Below are 22,554 nucleotides of genomic sequence, written 5' to 3' on the forward strand. Positions count from 1 at the left end.
CATAGCATGTACTGGAACAACAAAGTCATCTGGTCGGAGGGCATGTTCCTTCAGCCGCACCATCTCCAGCAGCACGACCGGCACGTCGAGGCGCTGCTCGCGGGCCGCGTGAACGGCCTGCGCGCCTATGGCTGGGGCTTTACGACGCTGGAGATCGACGAGGCGCTGCTCAAGCTCGGCAAACTGGCGTTGCGCGCAGCGGCGGGTGTGCTGCCCGACGGCACGCCGTTCAACCTGCCCGCAGACGACGATCTGCCCGAACCGCTCGAGATCCCCGAAAACGCCGCGAATGTGACGGTGATGCTCGCGCTGCCGGTGCGCCGCGCCGGCGCGCCCGAATCGGGCCGCGACGGGCACGCCGACGATCTCGCGCGGTACGGCGCGGGAGACTTCGAAGTGCATGACAGCAACGACGCCGACGCGCCCAGCACGTTGCTGCAGATCGGCAAGCTGCGCCTGCGCCTCGCACTCGCGCCCGAGGTTGCCAATGCGCATGCGTGCGCGGGCGTGGCGCACGTGGTCGAGCGCCGTAGCGACGGCCGCGTCGTGCTCGACGACGACTACTGCGCGCCGTGCCTCGACTATCGCGTGGCGGGGCGCCTCACGCGCTTTTCGACCGAGCTGGGCGGGCTCCTTCAGCAGCGCGGCGAAGCGCTCGCCGGGCGTCTCGCCCAACCCGACGGCGCGGGCATGGCCGAAATCGCCGATTTCCTGCTGCTGCAGATCGTCAATCGTGCACAGCCGCTCGTTACCCACTTCAATGCCATGGATGGTTTGCATCCCGAAGCGTTCTATCAGTCGTGCCTCGCGCTGGCGGGCGAGCTTGCCACGTTCAGCCAGGCGGGGCGGCGGCCCCCCACCTTCGCGGCTTACCGGCACGACCGGCTCAAGGAGACGTTCGAACCCGTGATCGATGCGCTGCGGCTCGCGCTGTCGCGCGTCGCCGATCCGCAGGTCGTGGCGATCGCCCTCGAAGAACGCAAATATGGTTTGCGTGTGGCGCGGGTCGCGGACCGCACGCTCTTTGCCGGCGCGACCTTCGTGCTCGCGGTGCGGGCGCAGGTGCCGGCCGGCACGCTGCTCTCCGCGTTCGCAAGCCAGGTGAAGATCGGCAGCATCGAGAAGATCCGCGATCTCGTGAACCTGCAACTGCCAGGCATCGCGTTGCGAGCGCTGGCGGTCGCGCCGCGCCAGTTGCCGTTCCATGCGGGCTACAGCTATTTCGAACTCGACGACCAGAACGAAGCGTGGGCAACGCTGGCGGCTTCCGCGGGCATGGCGCTGCACGTGGCGGGCGAGTTCCCCGGGCTCGCGATGGAACTCTGGGCCATCCGTCATTGAAGTCTCGCATCGAGGACCTTTGCCATGACCGACAGCACGAACGCGCCGCTCGACGATGCGGACTATCTCGACGCGGCGCGCACGATCCGCATGCCGATGCCAGGGCGCAAGCGCGAACGCTCGGCCAGCGCCGAAGCGGAACCCACGCCGCAGCGCAAGCCGCAAGCCACAGAGCCCGCGCTCACGCCGCTCGATGCCTTGATCGCCGGGCGCAACCCGCTGCTGCGGGCGGCCAATCCGTTGCTGGAACTCGCGCTGCCGCTGCGCCGCCTGCCGAGCCACCCGGATCTCGACACGCTGCGCGCGCAACTGATCCAGATGGTGCGCCGCTTCGAGGCAGACGGCCGCGCGTTCGGCGTGCCCGACACGCAGCTCGGTCCGGCGCGCTATTGCCTGTGCACCTTCATCGACGAGGCCATTGCGGCGACGCCGTGGGGCGCGGGGGTCTGGGGCCGCAGGAGCCTCCTGGTGACGTTTCACAACGAGGCCTCTGGCGGCGAGCGGCTTTTCGTCATGTTGCAGCGGCTCGCGCAAACCCCCGCTGCCGATATCGACCTGCTCGAACTGATCTACGTGATGCTCGCGCTTGGCTTCGACGGGCGCTACCGGCTCATCGAAGGCGGTAAGCGGCAGCTCGACGAGATTCGCGAACGCCTCGAACAGATGATCCGCGCGCAACGCGGCCCGGTCGAGCGCGCGCTGTCGCCGCACTGGCAGCCCGCGGAGCCCGCGCGCGAACGGACGCTGGGTTTCGTGCCGCTGTGGGTCGCGCTGGCGCTCGCGGGCCTCGTGTTGATGGCGACGAGCCTCGTGCTCGGGCTGCGCATCAACGCGTTCTCCGACCCGGTGTTCGAGGCGATGCGCGGCATTCGCGTGGCGCCCGCGCCCGTGCTCGCGGCCAAGACGCAGGCGGCGCCGAAGTTCGCGTCGGCGCTCGATGGCTTTCTTGCGCCCGAGATAGCGCAAGGGCTGGTCACGGTCGGCGAATCGGGTGACCGCACGACCGTGACCATCACCAACAGCGCCGAAGGCACACAGATTTTCGCGTCCGGCAGCGCCGAACTCGATCCGCGTTTCGTCCCGCTCGTGCAGCGCATCGGCGAGGCGTTGACGGACAAGCCGGGCAATGTCGTCGTGATCGGGCATACGGACGACCAGCGCATCGTGTCGGCGCGCTTTCCCTCCAACGTCGCGCTCTCGCAGGCGCGTGCGGAGACGGTGCGCGCGATCCTCGCGGCGCATCTCGCGGACCCTGCCCGCGTGAGCGCCGAAGGCCGTGGCGACACCGAGCCTGTCGCATCGAACGAAACCGCGGCGGGCCGCGCGCGCAACCGCCGCGTGACCATCGCCATTCTTGCGCCGGGAGCCGCGCCATGAAGTGGATCCAGCGGTTCAAAAAGCCCGCTGTCGTGACGTTTGCGGGCGTACTGGCGCTTTGCGCGCTGGTCTGGTTCGAAGGGCCGCTCGTGGCGTTCAATGGTACGGCGCCGCTCGAGAGCAGCGCCCGGCGCTGGACCGTGATCGCGCTCATCCTCGCGTGCTGGGCGCTCTATTGGGGCGTCCGGTTTGCCAAGGCGCGCATCGCCAGTTCGACGTTCGTGCAGAGCCTCGTGGCCGATGCGCTCGATCCCGCGAAGCACGCACCGGACCCCGCGCGCAAGGCCGCCGACGCCGACGTCGCGGCACTGCGCACGCGCTTCGAAGCGGCGCTGAAGACACTGCGCGAGTCGCGCCCGTCTGCCGCCGGCGCGCGCGGCATGCGGCGCATGTTCGCGTGGCTCGCCCCGCGCCGGGAAACGCTCTACGACTTGCCGTGGTATCTCTTTGTCGGCGCGCCGGGCGCGGGCAAGACGACCGCGCTTGCGCACTCGGGGCTGCACTTCCCGCTCGCGGACCGGCTTGGCGCGCAGGCGGTGGGTGGCGTGGGCGGCACGCGCAACTGCGACTGGTGGTTCACGGACCACGCGGTGCTGCTCGACACGGCGGGCCGTTTCACCACGCAGGACAGCCACGAGCAGGCCGATCGCGGCGCATGGCTCGGCTTTCTCGGGCTGCTGCGCAAGTACCGGCCGCGCCGGCCGCTCGACGGCGTGATGGCCGTGGTATCGGCCGCCGATCTGCTGCAGCAGTCCGACGCAGTACGCGCCACCTATGCCGCCGCGATCCGCGAGCGCCTTGCCGAACTGAACCAGCAACTCGGCGTGCACCTGCCGGTGTACGTCGTCGTGACGAAGACCGACATGCTCGCAGGCTTCTCCGAGTATTTCGACGACTTCGGGCGCGACGAGCGCGAGCAGGTGTGGGGCATGACGTTCCCGCTCGCGTCTGAGAACGAGGCGGGCGAAGGCAGTGCGCCGCTCGCGCGCTTCTCCGAGGAGTTCGGCTTGTTGCACGCGCAACTGCAAGGCCGCGTGCTGCAACGCATGCAGCAGGAAACCGATGCGCGGCGGCGCGCGCTGATCTATGCGTTCCCGCAGCAGTTCGCGGGCATCGAGCGAGCGTTGCGGCGGTTTCTCGAAGAGGCATTCGGTGAATCGCGTTTCGCGCGCGCGGCATCGCTGCGCGGCGTGTACTTCACGAGCGGCACGCAGAGCGGACGTCCGCTCGACCGCATGATGAGCGCGATGGGGGCATCGCTGGGCTTGAGTCGCGAGGTCGTGATGGCGGACGCCTCGAGCGGGCGCGCGTATTTCGTCAAGCGGCTGCTGCGCGACGTGATCTTCGCCGAGCAGGGCATCGCGGGCAGCGATCCGCGCGCGCTGCGGCGGCGCGCGCGCTTTCAGCAGGCAGCGATCGCGGGTATCGCCGTGTTGCTGGCGGCGGGGTTGATCGCCCTGTTCGCGAGCGATCGCGCGAATCGCCGCTTCGTCGATGCAAGCCGTCAGCAGATCGCCGCGCTCGCCGAGCTTGCGAAGAAGACCAGCGCGGGTGACAGTCCGCTTGCGGTCCTGCCGCTGCTCGACGCAGCGCGCGATTTGCCCGGCGGCGAAGCGGAGCGCGCTTCGCGTGACGCGCCGTGGTGGGCCGGTCTCGGCCTCGATCAGCGTCAGAAACTCGGCCAGGAGGCGCAGCGTGTGTACCAGCGCCTGTTGCGGCAGACCTTGCTGCCGATCGTCGTGCAACGCATGGAGGACCAGCTTCGCCGCGGCAGCGCGGAAGATCCCGCCACGCTTTATGAGGCGCTACGCGCGTACCTGATGCTGGGCGACCCGACGCATTTCGACCCGGACGCGCTGCAGGTCTGGGCGCTGCGTACCTGGCGAACGGGTTCGATGAAAGATGCGAGCGACGCGCAGCGCGCGGACATCGAGCAGCATTTGCAGGCGTTGTTCCGGCGTGGCGAGTTCGATTCGAACTTGCCGCTCGATCAGAACCTGATTTCACAGGCGCGCGCCGTGCTCAATCGCGTGCCGCTCGCGCAGCGCCTGGATGGCCGTATCGATCAGCAACTGGCACAACTGCGCCTGCCGGAATTCACCGTGGCGAAAGCGGCGGGGCCGAGCGGGCAGATCGTGTTCGTGAGAAGGAGCGGCGCGCCGCTCACGCAAGGCATAGAGGGCGCCTACACGCGTGCGGGCTTCGACGCGTTCGTGCGTTTGCGCGAAGATGCGCTCGCCAATCTGTCGAAGGACGACTGGGTGCTCGGCGCGGGCCAGACGCATACGGATGCGCAGAGCACCGAGGCATTGCGCGCGGCGCTCACGCGGCTCTACAGCGAGGAGGCGATCCGCCAGTGGGACGCGTTGCTTGTCGATATCGCCGTTGTGCCGTTCAGTGCGCCGGATCAGGGCGCGCGCATCGCGAACCTGCTCGGCTCGGCGAATTCGCCGTTGCGTGCGCTGATTCAGGCCGTTGCGCGCGAAACGACCTTCACGCCGCCGGCCGCCGCGCCCGGCAAACTCGACGCGCTCAAGAACCGCATCGGCGCGGATGCAGAGCAGCCCGCCGCGCCGACGCCCGTCGATACGCATTTTCAGGCGCTGCACGATCTGGCTGGCGCGGCACTGGACGAATACATCAACGCGCTCAAGGACGCCGCCGCGACCCTGCAGGCGGAAGACACGGCGCGCAAGCAGTCGCTGCCGCCGCCCGCCACGGGCCCGCTCGACCGCCTGAAGCTGCTCTCGCAGAACGCGCCCGCGCCGCTCGCGGCGGTGCTGCAAGGCGTAGCGGGCAATGCCGATACCGTGCAGATTCAGGGCCAACGTGCGCAGTTGCAGACACTGTGGGCCACGACCGTCGCGCCCGCGTGCAGGCAGGCGCTCGACGGCCGCTATCCGCTCGTGAGGGCGTCGGCGCGCGACGCCGCGCCCGACGACTTCGCGCGCGTGCTGGCGCCTGGCGGCCTGATCGACGCGTTCTTCCAGAAGAACCTGCAGAATCGGGTGGATACGTCCGGCACGGTATGGAAGTGGCGGCCCGAAGCGAAAGCCCTCGGCATTCCTGACGATGTGCCGGTGGCGTTCCAGCGTGCGGCGACGCTGCGGGACGCCTTGTTCCGCGACGGCGGCCACGACGTGTCCGTGCGGTTCTCGGCGAAGGTGGTCACGCTCGATCCTTCGGTGAAGCGCTTCGTGCTCGATATCGACGGCACTCAACTGAGCGCGACGAGCGATGCGCCCAACGCCACCGCCGCGTTCCAGTGGCCGAGCGGGAAGGGCACGGGGCAGGCGCATGTCGAACTCGACCCCGCAGCTGCGCCGCCGCCTCGCGCGGAAGGACCCTGGGCGCTGTTCCATCTGCTCGACGCCGCGCGCATCGAGCAGACCGGACAGGCCGATCATTTCAACGCCACCTTCGACGGCGGCAAGGTGACGCTCGCGCTCGTGGCCGGCAGCGTGAACAATCCGTTGCGCGCGGGCGTGCTCAATGGCTTTCGTTGCCCGACGTCGCTATGAACGCAGATGATCGAATCGACGCCGGTTTTTACGGCAAGGTCCGCACGCATGGCGATTTCGTCGGACGCGGCCTTTCCGCGGCTTTCGTCGGCCGTTGGGACGCGTGGCTGCAACGCGGCTTGCTCGCCGCGCGCGAGCGCCATGCCGGAGGCTGGCTCGAGCGTTACCTGGAGATGCCCGTGTGGCGCTTTTCGGCTCCGCCCTCCGTTATCGACGACTGCGCCTGCACCGGCGTGCTCATGCCGGGCATCGACGCTGTGGGGCGCTATTTTCCATTCGTGATCGCGCGGCAGATCGAAAGCGCAGCGCGCGCCGTCGATTCGCGCTGGCACGACGAGGCATGCGCGCTGGCCCTGTCCACGCTGGCGCCTTCGTTTTCGCTGAAGGCGTTCGAGTCGAACCTGGCTGCGCTGCGCGAGCAGTCAGTCGCGTTGGCATCGTGCGAAGGCGCCAGCGTGTGGTGGACTCACGAGGATGGCGTGACGCATCGGCACGAGGGACCGCTCGATGCGCGCATGTTCCTGGATCTGCTCGAAGCGCACGACAGCGTGGACTAGTCGCCGTCGATGCCCCATTCGCGGCGCAGCGCTTCGCGGTGCGACTCCGGCACGGCGTCGAGCAGTTGCGCGTGGAAGGTGCGCAGATCGGTGGCCTGGGTTGCGGCACGGCGCGCCACGATACGGGCGATGGGGCCCAGCAGCGTCGAGAGGCGCGAGGCGGCTTCGCTCACGCTTTCGGCGCTGATGATGTGCGCGCCGATCGTGCGCGGCGCGCCCGCGCCCACCGGAATCAACAGCGAATCGAAGTCGCGCCGCGCATCGTCGGTGGGCAAGTGAGCGCTGAGGCGTTCGCGCAGCATATCGATGTTCGTCGCGCCTGCGCACGCACGCCGTACCAGCAGCGACGCCACGGGCCCGACATGGCTCGCGAGGCGCTTCTCCAGGTGCGCGATGAGTTCGGGGTCAAGTGGGGTCTGCGTTGGCGGCGTGGGGATCGGCGATTCAAAGGCCGCATGCGCGAGCACGGTTCGTTCGGCATCCTCATGGACATCGGTCGTGAGCACCGCAAGCAGCGTATCGCGCCATTCGCGCGCGCCGGCGTAGCGCATTGGGGGGCGCTTCCCCATGCCCTTCATCACCAGTGCGTCGACGTACGCAGGCAAGCCGGGCACGACTGCGGAAGGGGGCGGCGGCATCTCGTCGAGAATCTTGCGCATCACAGCGCCCGGCGTTCCCGTGAACGGGCACACGCCGGTGAGCATTTCGTAGAGCACGACGGCGGCGCTAAAGAGATCGGAGCGTGCATCGACGGCGTCGCCGGTGAACTGCTCCGGCGACATATAGCTCGGCGTGCCGAGCAGCGTGCCGGTTTGCGTGAGCGTGGATGTGTCGAGCTGCGCGATGCCGAAGTCCGCGACCTTGCATTCGCCGCGCGGCGAGATCAGCAGATTGGCGGGCTTGATGTCGCGGTGAACGATGCCTGAGCCGTGCGCGTAGTCGAGTGCATCGAGTAGTTGCGCGAACCAGCGCAGGGCGGCCCGCGGATTCATCTGCGTGCCCGCGCTCGCGTGCTGCGCGAGATGCGCAGCGAGGGTTTCGCCGCGCACGTATTCCATCGTGATGAAGGCGGTGTCGCCCGTTTCGCCATAGTCGTACACCGCCACGATGTGCGGGTGGGCGAGACGTCCTGCGGCGCGCGCCTCGTTCAGAAAGCGCGCGGTGAGTTCATGGTCCGTTTCGCCGCCTGCGGGCCGCTCGATGGTCTTGAGCGCCACCTTGCGCTCGATGCGCGGGTCGAACGCCAGATACACCACGCCCATTGCGCCGCGCCCGAGCACGCGCTCGATCACGTAGCGGTCGAATGTCGTGGGGATGTCGGCGGAGTGGGACATCGCTTACGTCTGCTCTTCGTCGAGAATGCGGAACGCTTCGATGAGGCTGGTCTGCATGCGTCCGAAGGACACCGCGAGCGAGGCGATTTCGTCCGATCCGCCCGTTGGCAGCGTGGTTGCGTCGAGCTTGCCGAGGCTCATTTCGTCGGCGGCGCGCGACAGCGCACGAATGGGGCGCGTGATCAGCACGTGCATCATCACGTTCATGACGATCAGCACGACCGCGAACACGGCGCTGAGCGAAAGCATAAACGTGCGCCAGACGGCGCGACCGCGCGCAATGGGCTGCGCCATCGGCACGGACACGAACTCTGCGCCGATCACCTCGTTCATGGTCCAGCCGAAGCCGTTCGAGGTGCCGTACTTCTCGATCACCGTCGCGGGCGCGGCGTTCGGCGTGCTATGGCACTGCATGCAGGCGGTGTCGGTAATGCTGCTGGGCCGCGCGAGGAAGAACGAGCGGCCGCCCGGCGCATCGCGCTGGCCGGTCAGTTCCTTGAGTTCCGGATGATCGTGCAGATGGCGGATGACGTCGGTCTCCCAGTCGGTCGGGCGGTCGCGCGGATTGGTCGGGTTGAGCATCGTGGCGTTGTACGAGAAGTTCGGGAAGTCCTTCCCCAGCAGTTTGAGCATCTCGATGGCCGAAAACGCGGGGATCGATTCGGGCACGAAGCTGTACTTGATCTGCGTGGCGAGCAGCGGCGTGACGTGCGCCGCGGTGTAGCTCTGCATCGACGATGCAGCGCTCGCGAGGATGTTGGCGTCGTGCGCGGTTTCTTCGAGCGCCTGCTTTTGCAGCAGACGGTCGGAGACCACGCCGATCACCACCAGCGCGATCGCGAAGATGATCAGGAATACCAGGTTGAATTTGACGCTGAGCGAGAGTCCGGGCTTCATGGCGGTGAAGGATCGAGCCTTATGGATAGCGCACTTTGCGAACGGCCGGGCGCTCTGGCGGATAGAGCAGGGCACGCCAGTCGGGCAGGGTGTTCAGATGCGCCTGAACATCGTGGCGAAATGCACGATCGGTCAGACGCGAGCGAAAGCGTGCGGGAAAGCTCTTGCGCGCGGGCAGCCTGCTGCCCAGCCACGGCGCGATGTCGTCGTAAGTGGCGGCGTGCGAGGGCGGCGCACTGCGTGCGGGCCTGGCGACGGCGAGCGGCTGCAAGGCGTCGCGAAACGCGACCGGCATGGCCGTGACGAAGGCGTCGGTGGGGCGCCCCGATAATTGCACATGCCCAAGGCTGCCGATGCTCGCGAAGCGGCCGTTTGGTATCGACGTGGGCGGCTTGGCCGCGAAGGTCTGCGTTCCGGTTTCGCTGAATACGTCGACCGTTTGCGTGCCCTCGGGCGCTGCGACGATCGCCGCTGCGCTCGATCCAACATCGAGCGCTCCGGATTCCGAGTCCACCCGCACCTGGGCACAGGGCGCGGTGGCGCACGCGGCAGCGGCGATCTTCAGCCAGCCGCTGAGCAAGGCCACATGGGCGTCGGCCATGAGCATCGCGCGAGTTCGCGGACCGAGCGCGACGAGCGTGCCGTGCTCGTCCTGCAGATGCGTCACGCCTTCGCGAGATTCGAGCAGGTCGCCGTCGCGCAAGGTGTCGCCCGCCGCTGCCGAGGTCGCGTTCGTGCCGCGCACGACGCTGACGGGTGCATCGCTGCTCGCGAGCCGCCAGGCGGCGTGCGCGGGCGACGCAAGCGCCGCCGCGATGACGATGCCCGCTGCCCAGAGGTGCCATCGATGAATCATGCCGAGCCATTGGTCGAGGGTTCCTCAACACAACAGCCCGGCGGCGAAATTATTCCGCGCCGACCTTGGCGCTACCCGTTGTGCGGCGGTACGGCTTCCTGCGCCTCGCTGAATAGCGCGGCCGTATCGAGGTTCGAGATGCGCTTGCCGAGCGCGGCGAGATCGACATCGCCCGCCTGGCCGATGAGCGCGTAGGTCAGCTCGTTCTGCCGCCACGTGGTGACGCCCATCGAGTCGACGGTGCGCGAGGCGACCGCTTCGTCCGGGCGCGCGTCCTTCATCACGCACAACGCGATAGGTGGCCCGTTGCGCGGCAGATAAACGATCTGCACGAGCGGCTTGTCGTGAAAGCGCAGGCGCTGCACCGACTTGAAGGTGAGCCCGGCGTTGCTCAGATCGGGCACGCGCAGCGCGAGACGGTCGTCGCGGCGGATGTCCTCGACGACCCTGGCGGCGAGCGCCGGATCGTCCTGACGGTAGGCGACGGTCTCCCGCGTATAGAGCTTCTGGTAGCCAACCGCCGCCTTCACCCACGGCGACAGCTCCGATGCGCTCGCGAGCTGCGAGGCGCCGGAGCCTTGACCGGCAGGCCCGAACAGCCCGTCGAAGCGCACGAACTGGCCTGCCAGGAACGCGCCCGCCACGCACGCCGCCGCGAGCCAGACCGGCACGCGGCGCAGGCGCGATCTCACGGGCGCGGAAGTCTGTTGTTCCGCGGCTGGTATCGCCGCGTCGTTCGCGCTCGAAGACGGTTGCGCAGGCTGCCCGGGTTGTGCGCGCACCATTTCCTCGATGCCAAGGCGCAGCGATTCGGGCACGGGCGGCAGCGTTTGCTGGGCGAAGGCAGCGGCGAAATCGACCTGCGAGGTGCGCAGCAGCGTGACCTTCTTGCGCGCCTCGGCGGACTCGCGCAACTGCGCTTCGATCGCGGCGCGCTCGTCCGGCGACAGGCGGCCGTCCACATAGGCGAGTAACTGTGCGTCGTCGGCAATCATGCGAGTGAGTCCTTGTGCTGCGGGGCGGGCGGCGCCTTGGGCGCTGCACCGCTGAACATGGCGCCGACCGATTGCCGCGCTCGCGAGAGCCGGCTCATCACGGTGCCAATGGGTACCTTGAGCACGTCGGCGGCCTGCTGGTACGTCATGCCTTCGACCGCGACGAGCAGCATCACCACACGCTGGGCTTCGGGCAGGCGCTCGACCGCCTCGATGATCTGGCTGTGCATGAGTTGCGTTTCGGGGCCTTTATCAACGGGATCGGGGAGGTTTTCGAGGAAATCGTCGTCCCATTCGAAGCTCGCGCGCTTGCGCACGCTGCGGGCTCGCAATTCGTTGATCCATGTGGAATGCATGATGGAGTACATCCAGCTCAGCGGAGCCGTGTCGGGTTGAAGCTGATGCGCGCGTTCGAGCCCGCGCAGGCAGGCGCGCTGCACGAGGTCTTCGGCATCGTGGTGGTCCCCGGACAGGCGCAGCGCAAACGCCCACAGCCGCGGAATCATGGCGGGAAGCATGCCCGGTAAGTCTGTACCGCTCATCGAAGGGTTTTCTCCACGATCCCCGTTCAATCCGGACCGGCGCGCGCTTAGCGGTCGTGTGCGACCGTCTGGTCAGGGGCGCGCGGCTCGGGCCATTTGGGTGAACTTGAAACGAAACACCTGGCCGGTGGGCTTTATTCCATGCTTTCGTTTGGGTTGCGCCCGCGCTGCCTTCAGCGGGCTTTCACGTCGGCGTGCGCTTCTTCGCTCGTGCGCCGGTCGAACGACACCGCGTAAGCGGCCGCGCGCGCGGCGAGCAGCGGGTCGTCAGAGGGCGCGATGCCCACCGGCAGGAGCGTCGGGTCGAAATTGATGTCGCGGCAGGGGCCGTCGATCTGCGACTGCGCATGCTCGATGACGATGGTACCCGCATCGACGCGATGCTGCTCGCGTTCGACGGGCCAGGCGCGGGTGGCGTCGTCCACCGGATCGCCGGCACCCGCGGGCGTCAGCATGAGGTGCCAGCGCACCGGAGCCGATTGCAATTGCACTTTCAGGTCGTGCGCGAGAAAGTCGGGGTCTCTCGCGTTCGAATTGCGGGTGTCCAGCGGCGCGTAAGGCGTATCGGGCACGACACTCCAGCGCACGAATCGCATGTTGCCGCTTGCATTGGTGAAGCGAAACGCATCGATGCTGTAGTAGCTCGCGTTATAGAACGCGGAAGCCGGCGGGTGCGCCGCGAGCCAGTCGCGCAGCGCGTCGGTTTCGGGGTGGCTCGCAAAGAACGCGTCGAGTCTCGCGGGGTCGGGGCGGCCCGTGCGCTTGTCGTGCTGCATTGCCTCTTGCAGTTCGTAAACCGCTTGTGGCGTGCGCACCGCGAAGACGGGCGCGGAATTCATGCCGGTGCGCCATTGCTCGCCGTCGCGCAGCGCGAAAAGCAGCGCAAAGCTGCGCACGGTCGTGTCCGCGTCGTCTTCGGCGGGATTGCCGCCGGGCGCGGAGAAGCGGCCAATCAACGGCGTGCGGCCGCGCTCGAATACGCCCGCGCGAGAAAGCGCCGTGCCGTTGCCGTTGCTGTCGAAATAGCCGCTCACGCAGATGCCTTTTGCATGGTTGCGGCGAAACCCGGGATGCTTGCCGGCGCTGCGTTCGAAGGCGTCGATGAGCCGGTCGGGCGTGAGCGCGGCCTGGGCGCCGGGCCAGTGTATCCAGCCCGCGGCCCATGCGAACGCCGCGGCAAAGGCCGCGAGCGTGATCGCGATGAATGCGTATCGGACAAGAAGTTGCGAAAGCGAAAGACGGGACATAAATCAGCGCAGGGGCCTCATACAGCCGCTGATGCATGGAAAAGGCCCTCTATGAATCTCGTGCGGTGCCGTCGTGCGGCGACGCCGCTATGGTAATCCGCTTGCCGCTATTCAGTGTGCACTGAACGACGAAGGTATACCTACGTATGGGGTCGTCATCCAAAAGCGTCTATCCGTTTATGCGCGGGAAGAATAGCGACTCGCCGCGCTTCTCCTTAAGCTTCACTCATTCGAAATGAGTGGGCGCAATACACAGGCCGTTCCGGTTTCGGGCGACGGGACACGCGTGACAGACACGCTCACCCAGAAAATGGGAGTTAGCCGTGGTGAGATTGGATTCGTGGAGGTCGACATATGCGGGAGGCGCACTCGATGGCGGCGGCCCTGGCGAAAACATGCGCCTCGTGCAGCCCGCTGGTGCCGATGACGCCAACGATCCAACACACGCGCCGGACGACGACGCAGCCGCCACTGCGCCGGACTGCGCGCGCAGTCCGTGGGCGCACGTGGTCTCTGGCCTGCTAGCCTCCCCGGCTTCGAGGACCAGCGTTGCCCGCTGCGCGCCCGCGGTGCGCACGCGCAGCGATCTGCGGGCCGCGGATCACAACACCTACGCAAGTTGCACGGTCAAGATAGAAGAGCGACTGGCCAATTCGTCGTTCACGCTCTCGTGGAGCGACCCGACGCGCTGCAGCTACCGCGAGCAGGTCTGGAAACGCGCAATCGCCAGAAAGTCGGGCATCTGTGTGCTGTCCGGGGAGCACATCAAGCGAGGCGATGCGGTTTTCCGGCCGCTCGCGCGCCGCTACAAGATCCCGTTGAATTCGGGGGCGATGATCCTCGCCGCGGCGCTGGAGGCGCGGGGCGCTCGCCTGGCCGACCCCGAATCGCCAGAATAGCCAGGCATGGCGCCGCAAAGGCACTAAATTCCGGCACACAAAACTCATTATCTGGGATTTCCTGGTCCGATTCAGTTTCTCCCGCCAAACGCGCACACCGTAACACTGTAGAACACGCAACAAGCTGATCTGGCGCCTCGCTTCGCCGCAGTGGCATTTCGACGATCCCACCTACGATCGCACGGCGGCTTCCTTCGAGAACCTCGATCATGTCGCGGTGGTGATTCATAGCTATCGCTGGCGGCTGGGTCTCGCGCAAGGGGAGTCGAAGTACGACGACATCGAAAGGAAGCTGGCGCTGTCGCCCACGATTGCGGTGCCCACCATCACGATGGAAGGGGACGCGAACGGCGCGCCGCATCCGCAGCCGGCGGCTTACGCCGGGAAGTTCACGGGCAAATATCAGCATCAGGACATCAGCGGCGGCATTGGCCACAATCTGCCGCAAGAAGCGCCCAAGGCGTTTGCCGATGCTATGCTGCAAGTCCAGCATCTGTAGCGACGCTTCCGGCGCTTAAGGCATTGGTGAGCGCTCGACGTATCGTTGGGAGGTAAGGCTTGTCGATTCGCAATCCGACACAAAGGATATCAACCTGAGCCCCGAAGATCTCGAAGCGATCCGGGGCAAATTCAACGGATGACTCATGGTCATGGCCAAGACTCGTAGATCCGCTCTCGCTGCGGTGCTGGCGGTCTCCTTGTTTGCATGCGTTTGCGCACAGGCACAGGCACAGACACAGACACAGACGGTAAAGCCTGTGAAGCTTTCGAAAGCCGATCTCGACGGCGCCGTCTTCAACCGCAAGGACGCACAAAAGTCGGTTGAAAACGGCACGCAGATGACCGACGTGGTCGGCTTTACGTCGCCGGACAAGGCTTATCAAACCGGCGTGTTCAAGTCAGGCCCGTCGCACGAGGTCATCAAGGGACCGCAGGGGCTCGCCTACACCGAGCTTCTGTATTTTCTTTCTGGCGGCGTGAAGCTCACCTCGTCGGACGGCTCGGTGCTGAACGTCGGGACAGGCGAAGCCGTGACGCTTCCCAAAGGATGGACGGGCCAATTCGACACGCAGGGCTATACAAAGCTGTACGTGACGTATAGCCCCGACGATGCGAAGCAATAAGGCCGCGCGCGCCGCAATGGCGATCGACGGAATTTTCATGGAGCGGGCAGGACGAAGCTGACCCGGCTCCACCCGACGTCAACGCGTGTACACGCGCAAGGACGTCACGCCGCGCAAATTGTTGCGCCGATGCCAGACCAGACCGTCCAGATCCACAGGGCGGAGTTCCGGGAAACGCGCAAGCAGGGACCGCATCGCGACATCCAGTTCGAGCGCGGCGAGCCGTGCGCCCAGGCAATAGTGAATGCCCGCGCCGAACGCGAGCGAAGGCGTGCTCGCGCCGCGCGCGAAGTCCAGCGTGTCGGGCGCGGGGAATGCGGCAGGATCGCGGTTGGCCGAGCCGATCAGCATGAACACCACGGAGCCGCGCGCGAGGGAGGCTTCCCCAAGCGTGATGTCTTCCAGCGCCGTGCGGACCAGCATCTGCACCGCGCCGTCGTAACGCATGCACTCCGCGATCGCCCGCGGCAACAGCTTCGGGTCCTGCTTCAACGCCTCCATCTGCTGAGGATGGCGAAAGAGCGCGATCATCATGTTGCCGATCATGTTCGACGTCGTTTCGTGGCCGGCAATGAATAGCAGCACGGCATTCGCTACGACTTCTTCGTCGGTGAGCCGCGCACCCTCGTCTTCCACGCTGAGCATGGCGGAAATCAGATCGTCGCCGGGCTGTGCGCGGCGCTGTTCGATTACGCCGTGAAAGTAACGCTCGAGCGTGAGCGCGGCTTCGTCGGCCGCGCGCAAGCCGTTTTCGTCGAGCGGCGCGAGATCGAATGCCGCGACGAGCTGGCTTGCCGCGTCGCCTAGCGCGGTCGCGTCCGCCACGGGGACATCGAGCAGCCGGCAGATGATCCGCACCGGCAAGGGGAACGCGTAGTCGCTGACCAGATCGAACTCGGCGCGCGAGTCCACGCGTTCGAGCAGTTCATGCGTCGTGGCCTCGACAACCGCAGTCAGCTTCTCGATGCCGCGCGCGTTGAACGTCTTCATCAACAGGGCGCGCAGCCGTGTATGCGCGGGCGGATTCATCATCAGCAATGTCCGGCTCAGCGACTGAAAAACCGGCTGCGCGGTCGCCGCCTCGCCGTAGCGCGCGGCCACGCTCTGCAGATAGGTCTTGCCCATGCGCGAGTCGCGCAGCAAGGCGTCGATGATCTCGAAGCGCCCGGTTACGAATGCCTTGGGTCCAACCGGCAGAATCGGCCCTGCTGCACGAATCTTTTCGTACAGGGGATAAGGATTGGCGTAGAAGGCGAGCGAGGAGAAGTCGGAGAATTGCATGGGTATGGGAGACGGTTAGGCGTGAGCGGTGGGTTTCCCTTCCAGCACCTTGACGAGGGTGTGGAGCGTGCGGTTGGCAGGCGTCGCGATTCCCGCGATCATAGCGCGCCGCACGATCGCGCCGTTGAGAAAGTCAATTTCGCTGTGTTTGCCGCGCGCGAGATCCTGGGCGGTGGACGAATACTGACTACCGGGAATCGTGGCTTCGATCTGCTCGATCATGCGCGCGGCATCGTGCTCGAAATGCACGCCTTCGGCGGCTGCGACGGCGAGGCACTCGGCAACCACTTCGCGCATGGTTTCGCGCAGTGCGTCGCGATGCGCCATGGCGCCGAGCGGCAACTGGACGATGGCGGAGACCGCGTTATAGGCGCAGTTGAGAATGAGCTTTTGCCATAGCGTCTCGTGCACACGGTACTCGATTCGGGGCCGGGGATCGTTCCCGCCCGTCTGGAAGCGGTTTTCGCCGCGTGGTCTCGCGCGCCCGAGACGGCGGCGTCGGGCTCGGGGCTTGGCCTCACCATTGCTCGACGCATCACGCTCGCGATGCACGGCGAGCTCGAACTCGAAAACCGGCGCACAGGCGGTCTGCAGGCGCGCCTCACGCTGCCGTTGGCCGCAACGTGAAGCTGGCATGTTGAATCGTCGGACCATCGGCGCTGCGTTACGCATGACTACGTAGACGCCAGCGTCACGGTGACGATGGTCGTTCCGCGCAGACGCTCGGCGAGATCGACATGAGCGGGGCGCCCGCTCCACCAGCGCCTTGCTCGCGCGCGGTGACCGAGCACGATGAGGTCGGGGTTGAACGTTTGCGCGTGGCGCGCCACGACATCGGCGATTCGCCCGTATTTGACGCAGCCGTTCGCGGCAATACCAATATTGGCCAGCTGCGAGACGGCATCGCTCAGCGTATTGCGGGCGATTTCCTCGAGGTGGCTATAGGCAACGTCGGTCAGCAGACCGCCGCAGCTCGCATTCACCGCTTCGGTATCGACGACGGCGACCACATCGACAGGCGCGGACAAGGCAAGCGAAAGCTGCGAGCAGCGGTGCAGCGCGGCCTGGGCCTCGCTCGTGCCGTCATACACGAGCAGCATGCGGGAAAAGGAAGACATGATGTGCCGATAACGTAACGGAGCCGCTGGCGGCGCCTGACTGAACATGAAGGTTGGCCAGTGCATTCGCCCCGGAGGGCGAGCTGCCTGGCCGCGCAATCAGAACAGTCCGTTATCGGTGTTTATTCCAGGTGGCGGACTGGTTTGGTTTACGCCGCGGTGTTCTCGTCGGAGAGGATATATTCCGACATAATTCGGGCTCCGGAGTAACGGACAGTGCGCGCAGTCATTCAACCCGCGGCGTTGCCGCGCGGCGCCACCTGACCCACGGTTTCGTCCGTCTGGCCTTTGGCAATCTGTTTGCCGATTGCCAGCAGCTGATCGTCGTCGAGCGACGCAATCAACGCGTAGCTGAGCTTGGCGCGCCGCCACGTCAAAACGTTCATGCTTTCGACATGCTCATGCGTCATGCTCGCGTCCGGTTTTTCGTCCTTCATGACGCACAGGGCCACGGGCAAACCCGTTTTGGGCAGATACACGATCTGCACGAGCGGCCTGTTGTGAAAGCGCAGCCGTTGAATGCGCGTGAACGTGAGCCCCGCCGGGCGCAGGTCGGGCACGCGTATCGGCACGCCGTCGTTGCTGTGAATCTGCGAGATCACCTGCGAGGCCACTTCCGGTGTGAGCGCGTCGAATGCTACGGTGTCGCGCGTGTAAAGCTGTTGATAGTTCACCGCCGCCGCGACCCACGGCGAGACTCTCGCGGCCGCGGCGTGCAACGCGCTGGAGCTTGCGCCGTGGTCGTTATGTGACCAGTCTGTCGCGAAGCGCAGCACCAGCGCGCAGCTTAACGCGCCCGCGGCAAAAGTCATGGCGAGACCCGGCAGCGATAAATTGAGCGGAAAGCGAAAGGCCAAGCGCGCGAAAAGCCGCGAAAACCCCGCAGGTTCGGCAGCGCTGCGTCGAGCGCTGCCCGAGGCTTCCGGCGCATCGGCATACGCGCGCCTGAGCTGCGCGATCTTGAGCGTGAGCCGCTCGGGCACGGGTGGTAGCTTCTGGTGCGCAAATGCGTGCTGATACCGCAGCGCCGAGGCCGCGATTAGCGCAACGCGCTCCGCGATCTCGGGCGACGCGCTGATCGTCTTCTCCACGTCCTCGCGCTCATGCGGCGCGAGTTCGCCGTCGACGTAAGCCATGAGCAGGATGTCATCCATCGTCATGCCCCAATTTGCTTGCTGTTCGCCGCGTCTTTTCCAGCTCAGTGGCGCCGTTCCGGGTTCGAGTTGATGCGCACGTTCGAGCGCGCGCACACCCGGCCAATTCGGCGACAGTCATCGTCTCGGTAGATTTCATTTTTCGACGATAGGGTAAAGCGGCGAAACCGTCGCCTTGAGCAGAACACCCGGCGGGCGAACAAAATTCCGTACGCGCCAACGATTGCGTTCAACGTTTCCCTCTCTTCTGAAGAACACGGAATTCAGATGCGAAATCAGCAAACGGATAGCGAAAACAACCTGAAGCAGGCGACCGCTCTGGTGCGGGCACTCGGCGGTATGGAACATCTGTTCTGGCTGCTCGACCGCAATCGCGCGATTCATATCGCACTGGTCGCGTAAATCGACCGCGTGTTCGAGCCCAGCGCCTGGCAAGCGGTGTTGCTTGCGCTCCAGCAGCGGCATCCCTTGCTCTCCACGCGTATCGTCGCCGATGGTGGGGCGGCTCCTGCCTTTTATCGTGATCCCGACGCACGGATTCCGCTGCGCGTGGTCGAAAATGCGCGGGCATCGTGGCAAGCCGAGGCCGCGGGGGAACTGAACACGCCCTTCGATTGGTCGACTGCACCGCTTGTGCGCGCAACCTTGTTGCAGGGCGAAAGTGGCTCAGCCACCATTCTCGCCGCCCATCATTCGGTGCTGGACGGCATGGGCGGCGATGCGCACGCGGCGTGTGGGTGTCGGTCACCGATACGGGCCCAGGTATTGCCGCGAAGGCCGTGCACCATCGGTTCGACTCGCTCGCGACCACTAAAGAAGCGGGCATGGGGATGGGGCTGTCGATCTGCAAGTCGATTGTCGAGGCGCACGGCGGACAGATCGAAGTGGCTTCGCTGGAGGGGAAAGGGGCGTGCTTGCGGTTTTCGCTGCCGCAAGGCTGGGGCAGGGGCGATTAGAAGCTGCGCTGATCGCAGGCGGATGGCCTGCCTGGATGCTGGAGCGGGAGACGAGTCTCGAACTCGCGACCTCAACCTTGGCAAGGTTGCGCTCTACCAACTGAGCTACTCCCGCATGGCTGGCTCCCCGACCTGGGCTCGAACCAGGGACCTACGGATTAACAGTCCGGCGCTCTACCGACTGAGCTATCGGGGAATCAAGGAGGCCGGATTGTACAGGAGATTTTTTGATCTTGCAGCTTTTTCCTGATGAATCTCGTGAGGCGTATTGGGGATGATTTAGTGGGAAATTTAACGGTTTACGGTGTATTACATACGGTCAATTGGCTTCCGGCCATTTCGTGGCTCCAGCGCGCAAGGCAAGTCTGGATCTACCCATGGGGCCACGCCTTGTCTATCGTAGGCGGCATCTCAACCCGAACGTAAAGGAAGCAAAACGATGTCCCTCGCCGATGCCGTCAACGAACCCGCCGCCGACACCAGCGCGGCACCTTCGCAACGCACGCGCGTGCGCCGGGTCGCGCAGCGCGCGCACTACGACGCACAGACGCTGCACGCGATTCTTGACGAAGCCTACGTCTGCCATGTCGCCTTCGCCGACGGGCACGGCGTGCATTGCATCCCCACCGCATGCTGGCGCGAGGGCGATCATCTCTACATTCACGGTTCGAACGGCAGCCGCATGCTGCGCCTCGCGGCCGATGGCGCCCAGGTTTGCGTGACCGTCACACATCTCGATGGCCTCGTGCTCGCGCGCTCGGCGTTCAATCATTCGATGAACTATCGTTCCGCCGTGATCTACGGCGTGTTCGAGGTGGTGACAGAGGAGCACAAGGCGGCCGTGCTCGATGCCTTCATGGAGCACATCGCGCCGGGCCGCAGGCATGAAGTGCGTGCGGGCAATCGCAAGGAGCTGGCGGCGACCACGGTCATGCGCATTGCGCTCGCGGAATCGGTGACGAAGATCCGCATGGGCGGCCCAAAGGACGACGAGGAGGACATGGATCGGCCCGTCTGGGCTGGCGTGTTGCCTTTGACGCTCGCACCGTTGCCGCCCGTGGTCGACACAGTCGCGCCGGAGCGCGAGGCCCCGGCTTACGTGAAGGCCTGGTCAAACCCGCACGACGGCTGACCGCGGATTGCCGCGTTCACCGCGCCGACGTGAGGGCACGTAGCTTTGCGCGCAGCGGGTCGATGGCGAACTCGCGCGCTCTGCGCAATACGCGCCGAAGCTGCTCCGCGGCAAGGGGAAACTCAACGAGCCTGCCGCGCCAGGTGAGTATGACGAAATGCGACTCGTACCAGCTTTTATGATTTGACCAACGCTCCTTGTAGCTAGAGAAGTATGGGCGGAAGTCGAAATCACGGCCGTTCGCGAGCGCCCATCGCGCCATGCTGTCGACCAGCAGGTTGCCGACGGAGCGCGCGGCATAGGCTTCGTCATACGTCGTGATGAAATACTCCAGTCTGCGCGGCCCGGTCAGGTTCACCGATGCCGCAATGGGTACGCCGTCCAGTTTGACGAACGAGACCAGCGGAGTCGTAACGAGATCGGTCCGCCCGGCGAGTTCGATGAAGAAGTCGCGCACGTCGTCGTTCATCAGATAAGGCGCGTCGAGGCCACGTGAGAGCACCCAGTGGCGCTTCGTCGCAAAGAGCCACGTGAGCACCGCTCGGGCGTCGTCAACGTCCTTGCACCAGCCGTATTCAACCGCGCCGTCTTCCGAAAGCCGCCTTGCGAGGCGTCGCAATGGGCGCCGCAGCGAGTCGGGCCTCGTGGCGATGAAGGCGTCGAAGGTGGGGAACCGGGACAGCTCCATGGCGTACCCGGACAGCAGGCGCCAGCGCTCAGGAAGCGCGCGCAAGACCCACGACAGGGGCGCACGCGAGAGCGCCTGGTGAAGCGGGCTACCGCTTTCGACGAACCGGATCTCCAGCACGTCGGCGTCGACGCTGCGCAATGCATCAACGGCGGCATCATAGAAGCGCCTGTCGCCTCGATCGGATACGAGCGGGCCGCCATATTCCTCGTTGCTTCCGCAGCCGAGCGCGCGCGCGACCCGGCATGCGCGTTCGCGCGCAATGCACAGCGGCCAGAGCGCGATGAGCGCGGCGCCGTCGTAGACAAGCGCGACACTGACTGCCGCGCCACGGGCGAATGCCTTGGCCGCTGCAAGTTCGCAGTAGGCGAATTCGAGCGTGGCTGGGCACGCAGTGCAGACGGCTTCCCAGGAAGGGCGCAGTTTCAGGAAGTCCGCGTGGGTGCTGCATACGCGGATCTCATGGCGAATACTACCCGTGTTCGCGCGGGTGGCGACGTCGGGAAGGAAAGCAGTCTCGGTCGGTGAGTTTCGCATCATGTTGTCCCGGTAGTCCGATTCGGCGGAGCGTCAATCTCACATTTTGCTTATCGATATGGACTCCGAACAAGATGCGTATGAACATCGGAGGCATATCCATATGATCCATCGAAATAACTTGCGCAGCGCGCGAAAGTATTCCGATTGCTTGAAATTGGCGGTTGACGACTAATGCGTGGTGCAAGCGTGGTAGCAGGAATGCGGACTTGTGGTAAAACGCACCGCACCATCGCATGGATGCGTTTTGCCTTCGGCATGAGTTGCCGCTCGAGTCGGTTGAATGATCAACTATGTGGAGATTCGACCGACGACGAATACGGTTATTGCCGAGCCCGCAAACCTGGTTTGCGAGTGGACGCGTGCGGTGCTGATCAGGCGATGGCGGACCAGAGCATGCTGGCGATTGCGACGAGGTAGAACACTGCCGTGGTGATCGCCGCCACGCGCAGTGGCCGGCCGACTGCCGAACTGTTGGTGATAATGACCAGGCTTATCCCGATGCCGATCAGGGCGAGCACGAAGAGTCGCGGCAGCAGACTCCAGCCATCCAGCCCAACCTTGAAGATCGACCAGCCGAGGGCGGCGGCGAACATGCCGAAATACCACCATAGTCCCGCTGAGCGGTTCCATAGCATGAGGATGCCAGCGCCGATCAGTGCAACGCCGGCAACGAAGTAATAAGGCGCGTGGCCCATCCATGGTATCCACCCGCCCAGCACTGCGAAAGCTGCGCCGACGAGGATGATCCATTCTGCGGTCTCGGCAGGAGACGTCCAGCGGCGGTAAGACATAAAAGTCCCCCTAATGCAGACAAACCGGGCTTCGCAGTGAGCCATGCTGACGTCTGAAACTGACTCATCGACTCATCGATGAATAAGCTCAAAGCAAAGTCCCACGTTGATCCTAAGCAGCCGATGTGCCCAGGTCAAGCGTGATAGCCCCTTGAAGTTGTAAGAACTTACGAACCTGTTCGCATTCAATTTCTCGCGCGAAAG

General features: G+C 65.5%; 21 protein-coding genes, 2 tRNA genes and 2 pseudogenes. 10 read left to right on the forward strand and 15 right to left on the reverse strand.

Features of this window, described 5'->3' with window-relative positions; translation table 11 throughout:
- Window positions 1-6 precede the first annotated feature (6 nt).
- Genes tssK through tagF form a run of 4 tightly spaced genes read left to right on the forward strand, consistent with a single transcriptional unit; the run spans window position 7 to window position 6,796 of the window.
- Entirely contained in the window at window positions 7-1,341 is a 1,335-nt protein-coding gene (tssK, locus tag M3A49_RS33405) for a type VI secretion system baseplate subunit TssK (RefSeq protein WP_266232768.1), read from the forward strand.
- A 24-nt stretch (window positions 1,342-1,365) separates the two neighbouring features.
- Entirely contained in the window at window positions 1,366-2,718 is a 1,353-nt protein-coding gene (tssL, locus tag M3A49_RS33410; protein ID WP_266232769.1) for a type VI secretion system protein TssL, long form, read from the forward strand.
- Complete coding sequence (gene tssM, locus M3A49_RS33415; protein ID WP_266232770.1) at window positions 2,715-6,239, forward strand: type VI secretion system membrane subunit TssM; 3,525 nt, start codon at window positions 2,715-2,717, stop codon at window positions 6,237-6,239. The genes tssL and tssM overlap by 4 nt, the downstream gene beginning before the upstream one ends.
- The gene (gene tagF, locus M3A49_RS33420; RefSeq protein ID WP_266232771.1) at window positions 6,236-6,796 is read left to right on the forward strand and encodes a type VI secretion system-associated protein TagF; all 561 of its coding nucleotides are present in this window, start codon (window positions 6,236-6,238) and stop codon (window positions 6,794-6,796) included. The genes tssM and tagF overlap by 4 nt, the downstream gene beginning before the upstream one ends.
- Here the strand turns inward: tagF and M3A49_RS33425 are convergent.
- The 6 genes from M3A49_RS33425 to M3A49_RS33450 all read right to left on the reverse strand — a co-directional run bounded on the left by M3A49_RS33425 (window position 6,793) and on the right by M3A49_RS33450 (window position 12,667).
- A complete protein-coding gene (locus M3A49_RS33425; protein WP_266232772.1) occupies window positions 6,793-8,130 on the reverse strand; it encodes a serine/threonine-protein kinase in 1,338 nt (445 codons plus the stop codon). The two genes, tagF and M3A49_RS33425, sit on opposite strands and share 4 nt — an antisense overlap.
- 3 nt (window positions 8,131-8,133) lie before the next feature.
- On the reverse strand, window positions 8,134-9,027 hold the full coding sequence (locus M3A49_RS33430; RefSeq protein WP_266232773.1) for a c-type heme family protein: 894 nt from the start codon (window positions 9,025-9,027) through the stop codon (window positions 8,134-8,136).
- A 19-nt stretch (window positions 9,028-9,046) separates the two neighbouring features.
- Window positions 9,047-9,883: a hypothetical protein gene (locus M3A49_RS33435; RefSeq protein ID WP_266232774.1), complete on the reverse strand. Its 837-nt coding sequence runs from the start codon at window positions 9,881-9,883 to the stop codon at window positions 9,047-9,049.
- A gap of 71 nt (window positions 9,884-9,954) precedes the next feature.
- Complete coding sequence (locus tag M3A49_RS33440) at window positions 9,955-10,878, reverse strand: anti-sigma factor family protein (protein ID WP_266232775.1); 924 nt, start codon at window positions 10,876-10,878, stop codon at window positions 9,955-9,957.
- Window positions 10,875-11,420 carry an RNA polymerase sigma factor gene (locus M3A49_RS33445; RefSeq protein ID WP_266232776.1) on the reverse strand — a complete coding sequence of 182 codons (546 nt, stop codon included), beginning with the start codon at window positions 11,418-11,420 and terminating at the stop codon, window positions 10,875-10,877. Before M3A49_RS33445 ends, M3A49_RS33440 begins: the two co-directional genes overlap by 4 nt.
- A 173-nt stretch (window positions 11,421-11,593) precedes the next feature.
- Entirely contained in the window at window positions 11,594-12,667 is a 1,074-nt protein-coding gene (locus M3A49_RS33450) for a catalase family peroxidase (protein WP_266232777.1), read from the reverse strand.
- Window positions 12,668-13,062: 395 nt separating this feature from the next.
- Here M3A49_RS33450 and M3A49_RS33455 point away from each other — a divergent pair, with 395 nt between their 5' ends.
- The 3 genes and pseudogenes from M3A49_RS33455 to M3A49_RS33465 all read left to right on the forward strand — a co-directional run bounded on the left by M3A49_RS33455 (window position 13,063) and on the right by M3A49_RS33465 (window position 14,690).
- Window positions 13,063-13,566, forward strand: coding sequence for a DUF3331 domain-containing protein (locus tag M3A49_RS33455; RefSeq protein WP_266232778.1), 504 nt, complete (start codon window positions 13,063-13,065; stop codon window positions 13,564-13,566).
- A gap of 118 nt (window positions 13,567-13,684) precedes the next feature.
- Window positions 13,685-14,065 (forward strand): annotated as a pseudogene (locus M3A49_RS33460) (alpha/beta hydrolase); the annotation flags it as partial.
- Window positions 14,066-14,324: 259 nt separating this feature from the next.
- Window positions 14,325-14,690 carry a cupin domain-containing protein gene (locus M3A49_RS33465; RefSeq protein ID WP_266232779.1) on the forward strand — a complete coding sequence of 122 codons (366 nt, stop codon included), beginning with the start codon at window positions 14,325-14,327 and terminating at the stop codon, window positions 14,688-14,690.
- 78 nt (window positions 14,691-14,768) lie between these two features.
- On the opposite strand, the gene M3A49_RS33470 is transcribed toward M3A49_RS33465, so the two are convergent.
- Together M3A49_RS33470 and M3A49_RS33475 are read right to left on the reverse strand one after the other, a co-directional pair.
- Window positions 14,769-15,971, reverse strand: a complete 1,203-nt coding sequence (locus M3A49_RS33470; protein ID WP_266232780.1) for a cytochrome P450 — start codon at window positions 15,969-15,971, stop codon at window positions 14,769-14,771.
- A gap of 15 nt (window positions 15,972-15,986) precedes the next feature.
- Window positions 15,987-16,382: a ketopantoate reductase family protein gene (locus M3A49_RS33475; protein WP_416339065.1), complete on the reverse strand. Its 396-nt coding sequence runs from the start codon at window positions 16,380-16,382 to the stop codon at window positions 15,987-15,989.
- Between M3A49_RS33475 and M3A49_RS33480 the strand changes: the two are divergent.
- A pseudogene (locus M3A49_RS33480) lies at window positions 16,374-16,598 on the forward strand (sensor histidine kinase); the annotation flags it as partial. The gene M3A49_RS33475 and the pseudogene M3A49_RS33480 sit on opposite strands and share 9 nt — an antisense overlap.
- Window positions 16,599-16,645: 47 nt before the next feature.
- Here the strand turns inward: M3A49_RS33480 and M3A49_RS33485 are convergent.
- The 3 genes from M3A49_RS33485 to M3A49_RS33495 form a co-directional block, all read right to left on the reverse strand.
- On the reverse strand, window positions 16,646-17,089 hold the full coding sequence (locus M3A49_RS33485; RefSeq protein WP_266232781.1) for a universal stress protein: 444 nt from the start codon (window positions 17,087-17,089) through the stop codon (window positions 16,646-16,648).
- Window positions 17,090-17,319: 230 nt separating this feature from the next.
- Window positions 17,320-18,249 (reverse strand): anti-sigma factor family protein, encoded by a 930-nt coding sequence (locus tag M3A49_RS33490; RefSeq protein ID WP_266232782.1) that lies wholly within the window; start codon window positions 18,247-18,249, stop codon window positions 17,320-17,322.
- Between the two features lie 129 nt (window positions 18,250-18,378).
- Window positions 18,379-18,708, reverse strand: coding sequence for a hypothetical protein (locus M3A49_RS33495; RefSeq protein ID WP_266232783.1), 330 nt, complete (start codon window positions 18,706-18,708; stop codon window positions 18,379-18,381).
- Between the two features lie 272 nt (window positions 18,709-18,980).
- On the opposite strand from M3A49_RS33495, the gene M3A49_RS33500 reads away from it, so the two are divergent.
- The gene (locus M3A49_RS33500) at window positions 18,981-19,199 is read left to right on the forward strand and encodes an ATP-binding protein (protein WP_323183452.1); all 219 of its coding nucleotides are present in this window, start codon (window positions 18,981-18,983) and stop codon (window positions 19,197-19,199) included.
- Between the two features lie 39 nt (window positions 19,200-19,238).
- On the opposite strand, the gene M3A49_RS33505 is transcribed toward M3A49_RS33500, so the two are convergent.
- A tRNA-Gly gene (locus tag M3A49_RS33505) sits at window positions 19,239-19,314 on the reverse strand.
- A gap of 5 nt (window positions 19,315-19,319) precedes the next feature.
- Window positions 19,320-19,395, reverse strand: a tRNA-Asn gene (locus M3A49_RS33510).
- Window positions 19,396-19,638: 243 nt separating this feature from the next.
- Between M3A49_RS33510 and M3A49_RS33515 the strand changes: the two genes are divergently transcribed.
- On the forward strand, window positions 19,639-20,331 hold the full coding sequence (locus M3A49_RS33515) for a pyridoxamine 5'-phosphate oxidase family protein (RefSeq protein ID WP_266232784.1): 693 nt from the start codon (window positions 19,639-19,641) through the stop codon (window positions 20,329-20,331).
- A gap of 16 nt (window positions 20,332-20,347) precedes the next feature.
- On the opposite strand, the gene M3A49_RS33520 is transcribed toward M3A49_RS33515, so the two are convergent.
- Together M3A49_RS33520 and M3A49_RS33525 are read right to left on the reverse strand one after the other, a co-directional pair.
- On the reverse strand, window positions 20,348-21,559 hold the full coding sequence (locus tag M3A49_RS33520) for a GNAT family N-acetyltransferase (protein WP_266232785.1): 1,212 nt from the start codon (window positions 21,557-21,559) through the stop codon (window positions 20,348-20,350).
- Window positions 21,560-21,930: 371 nt separating this feature from the next.
- Window positions 21,931-22,350: a hypothetical protein gene (locus tag M3A49_RS33525; protein ID WP_266232786.1), complete on the reverse strand. Its 420-nt coding sequence runs from the start codon at window positions 22,348-22,350 to the stop codon at window positions 21,931-21,933.
- Window positions 22,351-22,554: the final 204 nt, after the last annotated feature.

Origin of the sequence: Paraburkholderia sp. CNPSo 3076, from assembly GCF_026343935.1 — a bacterium.
GTDB lineage: Bacteria > Pseudomonadota > Gammaproteobacteria > Burkholderiales > Burkholderiaceae > Paraburkholderia > Paraburkholderia nodosa.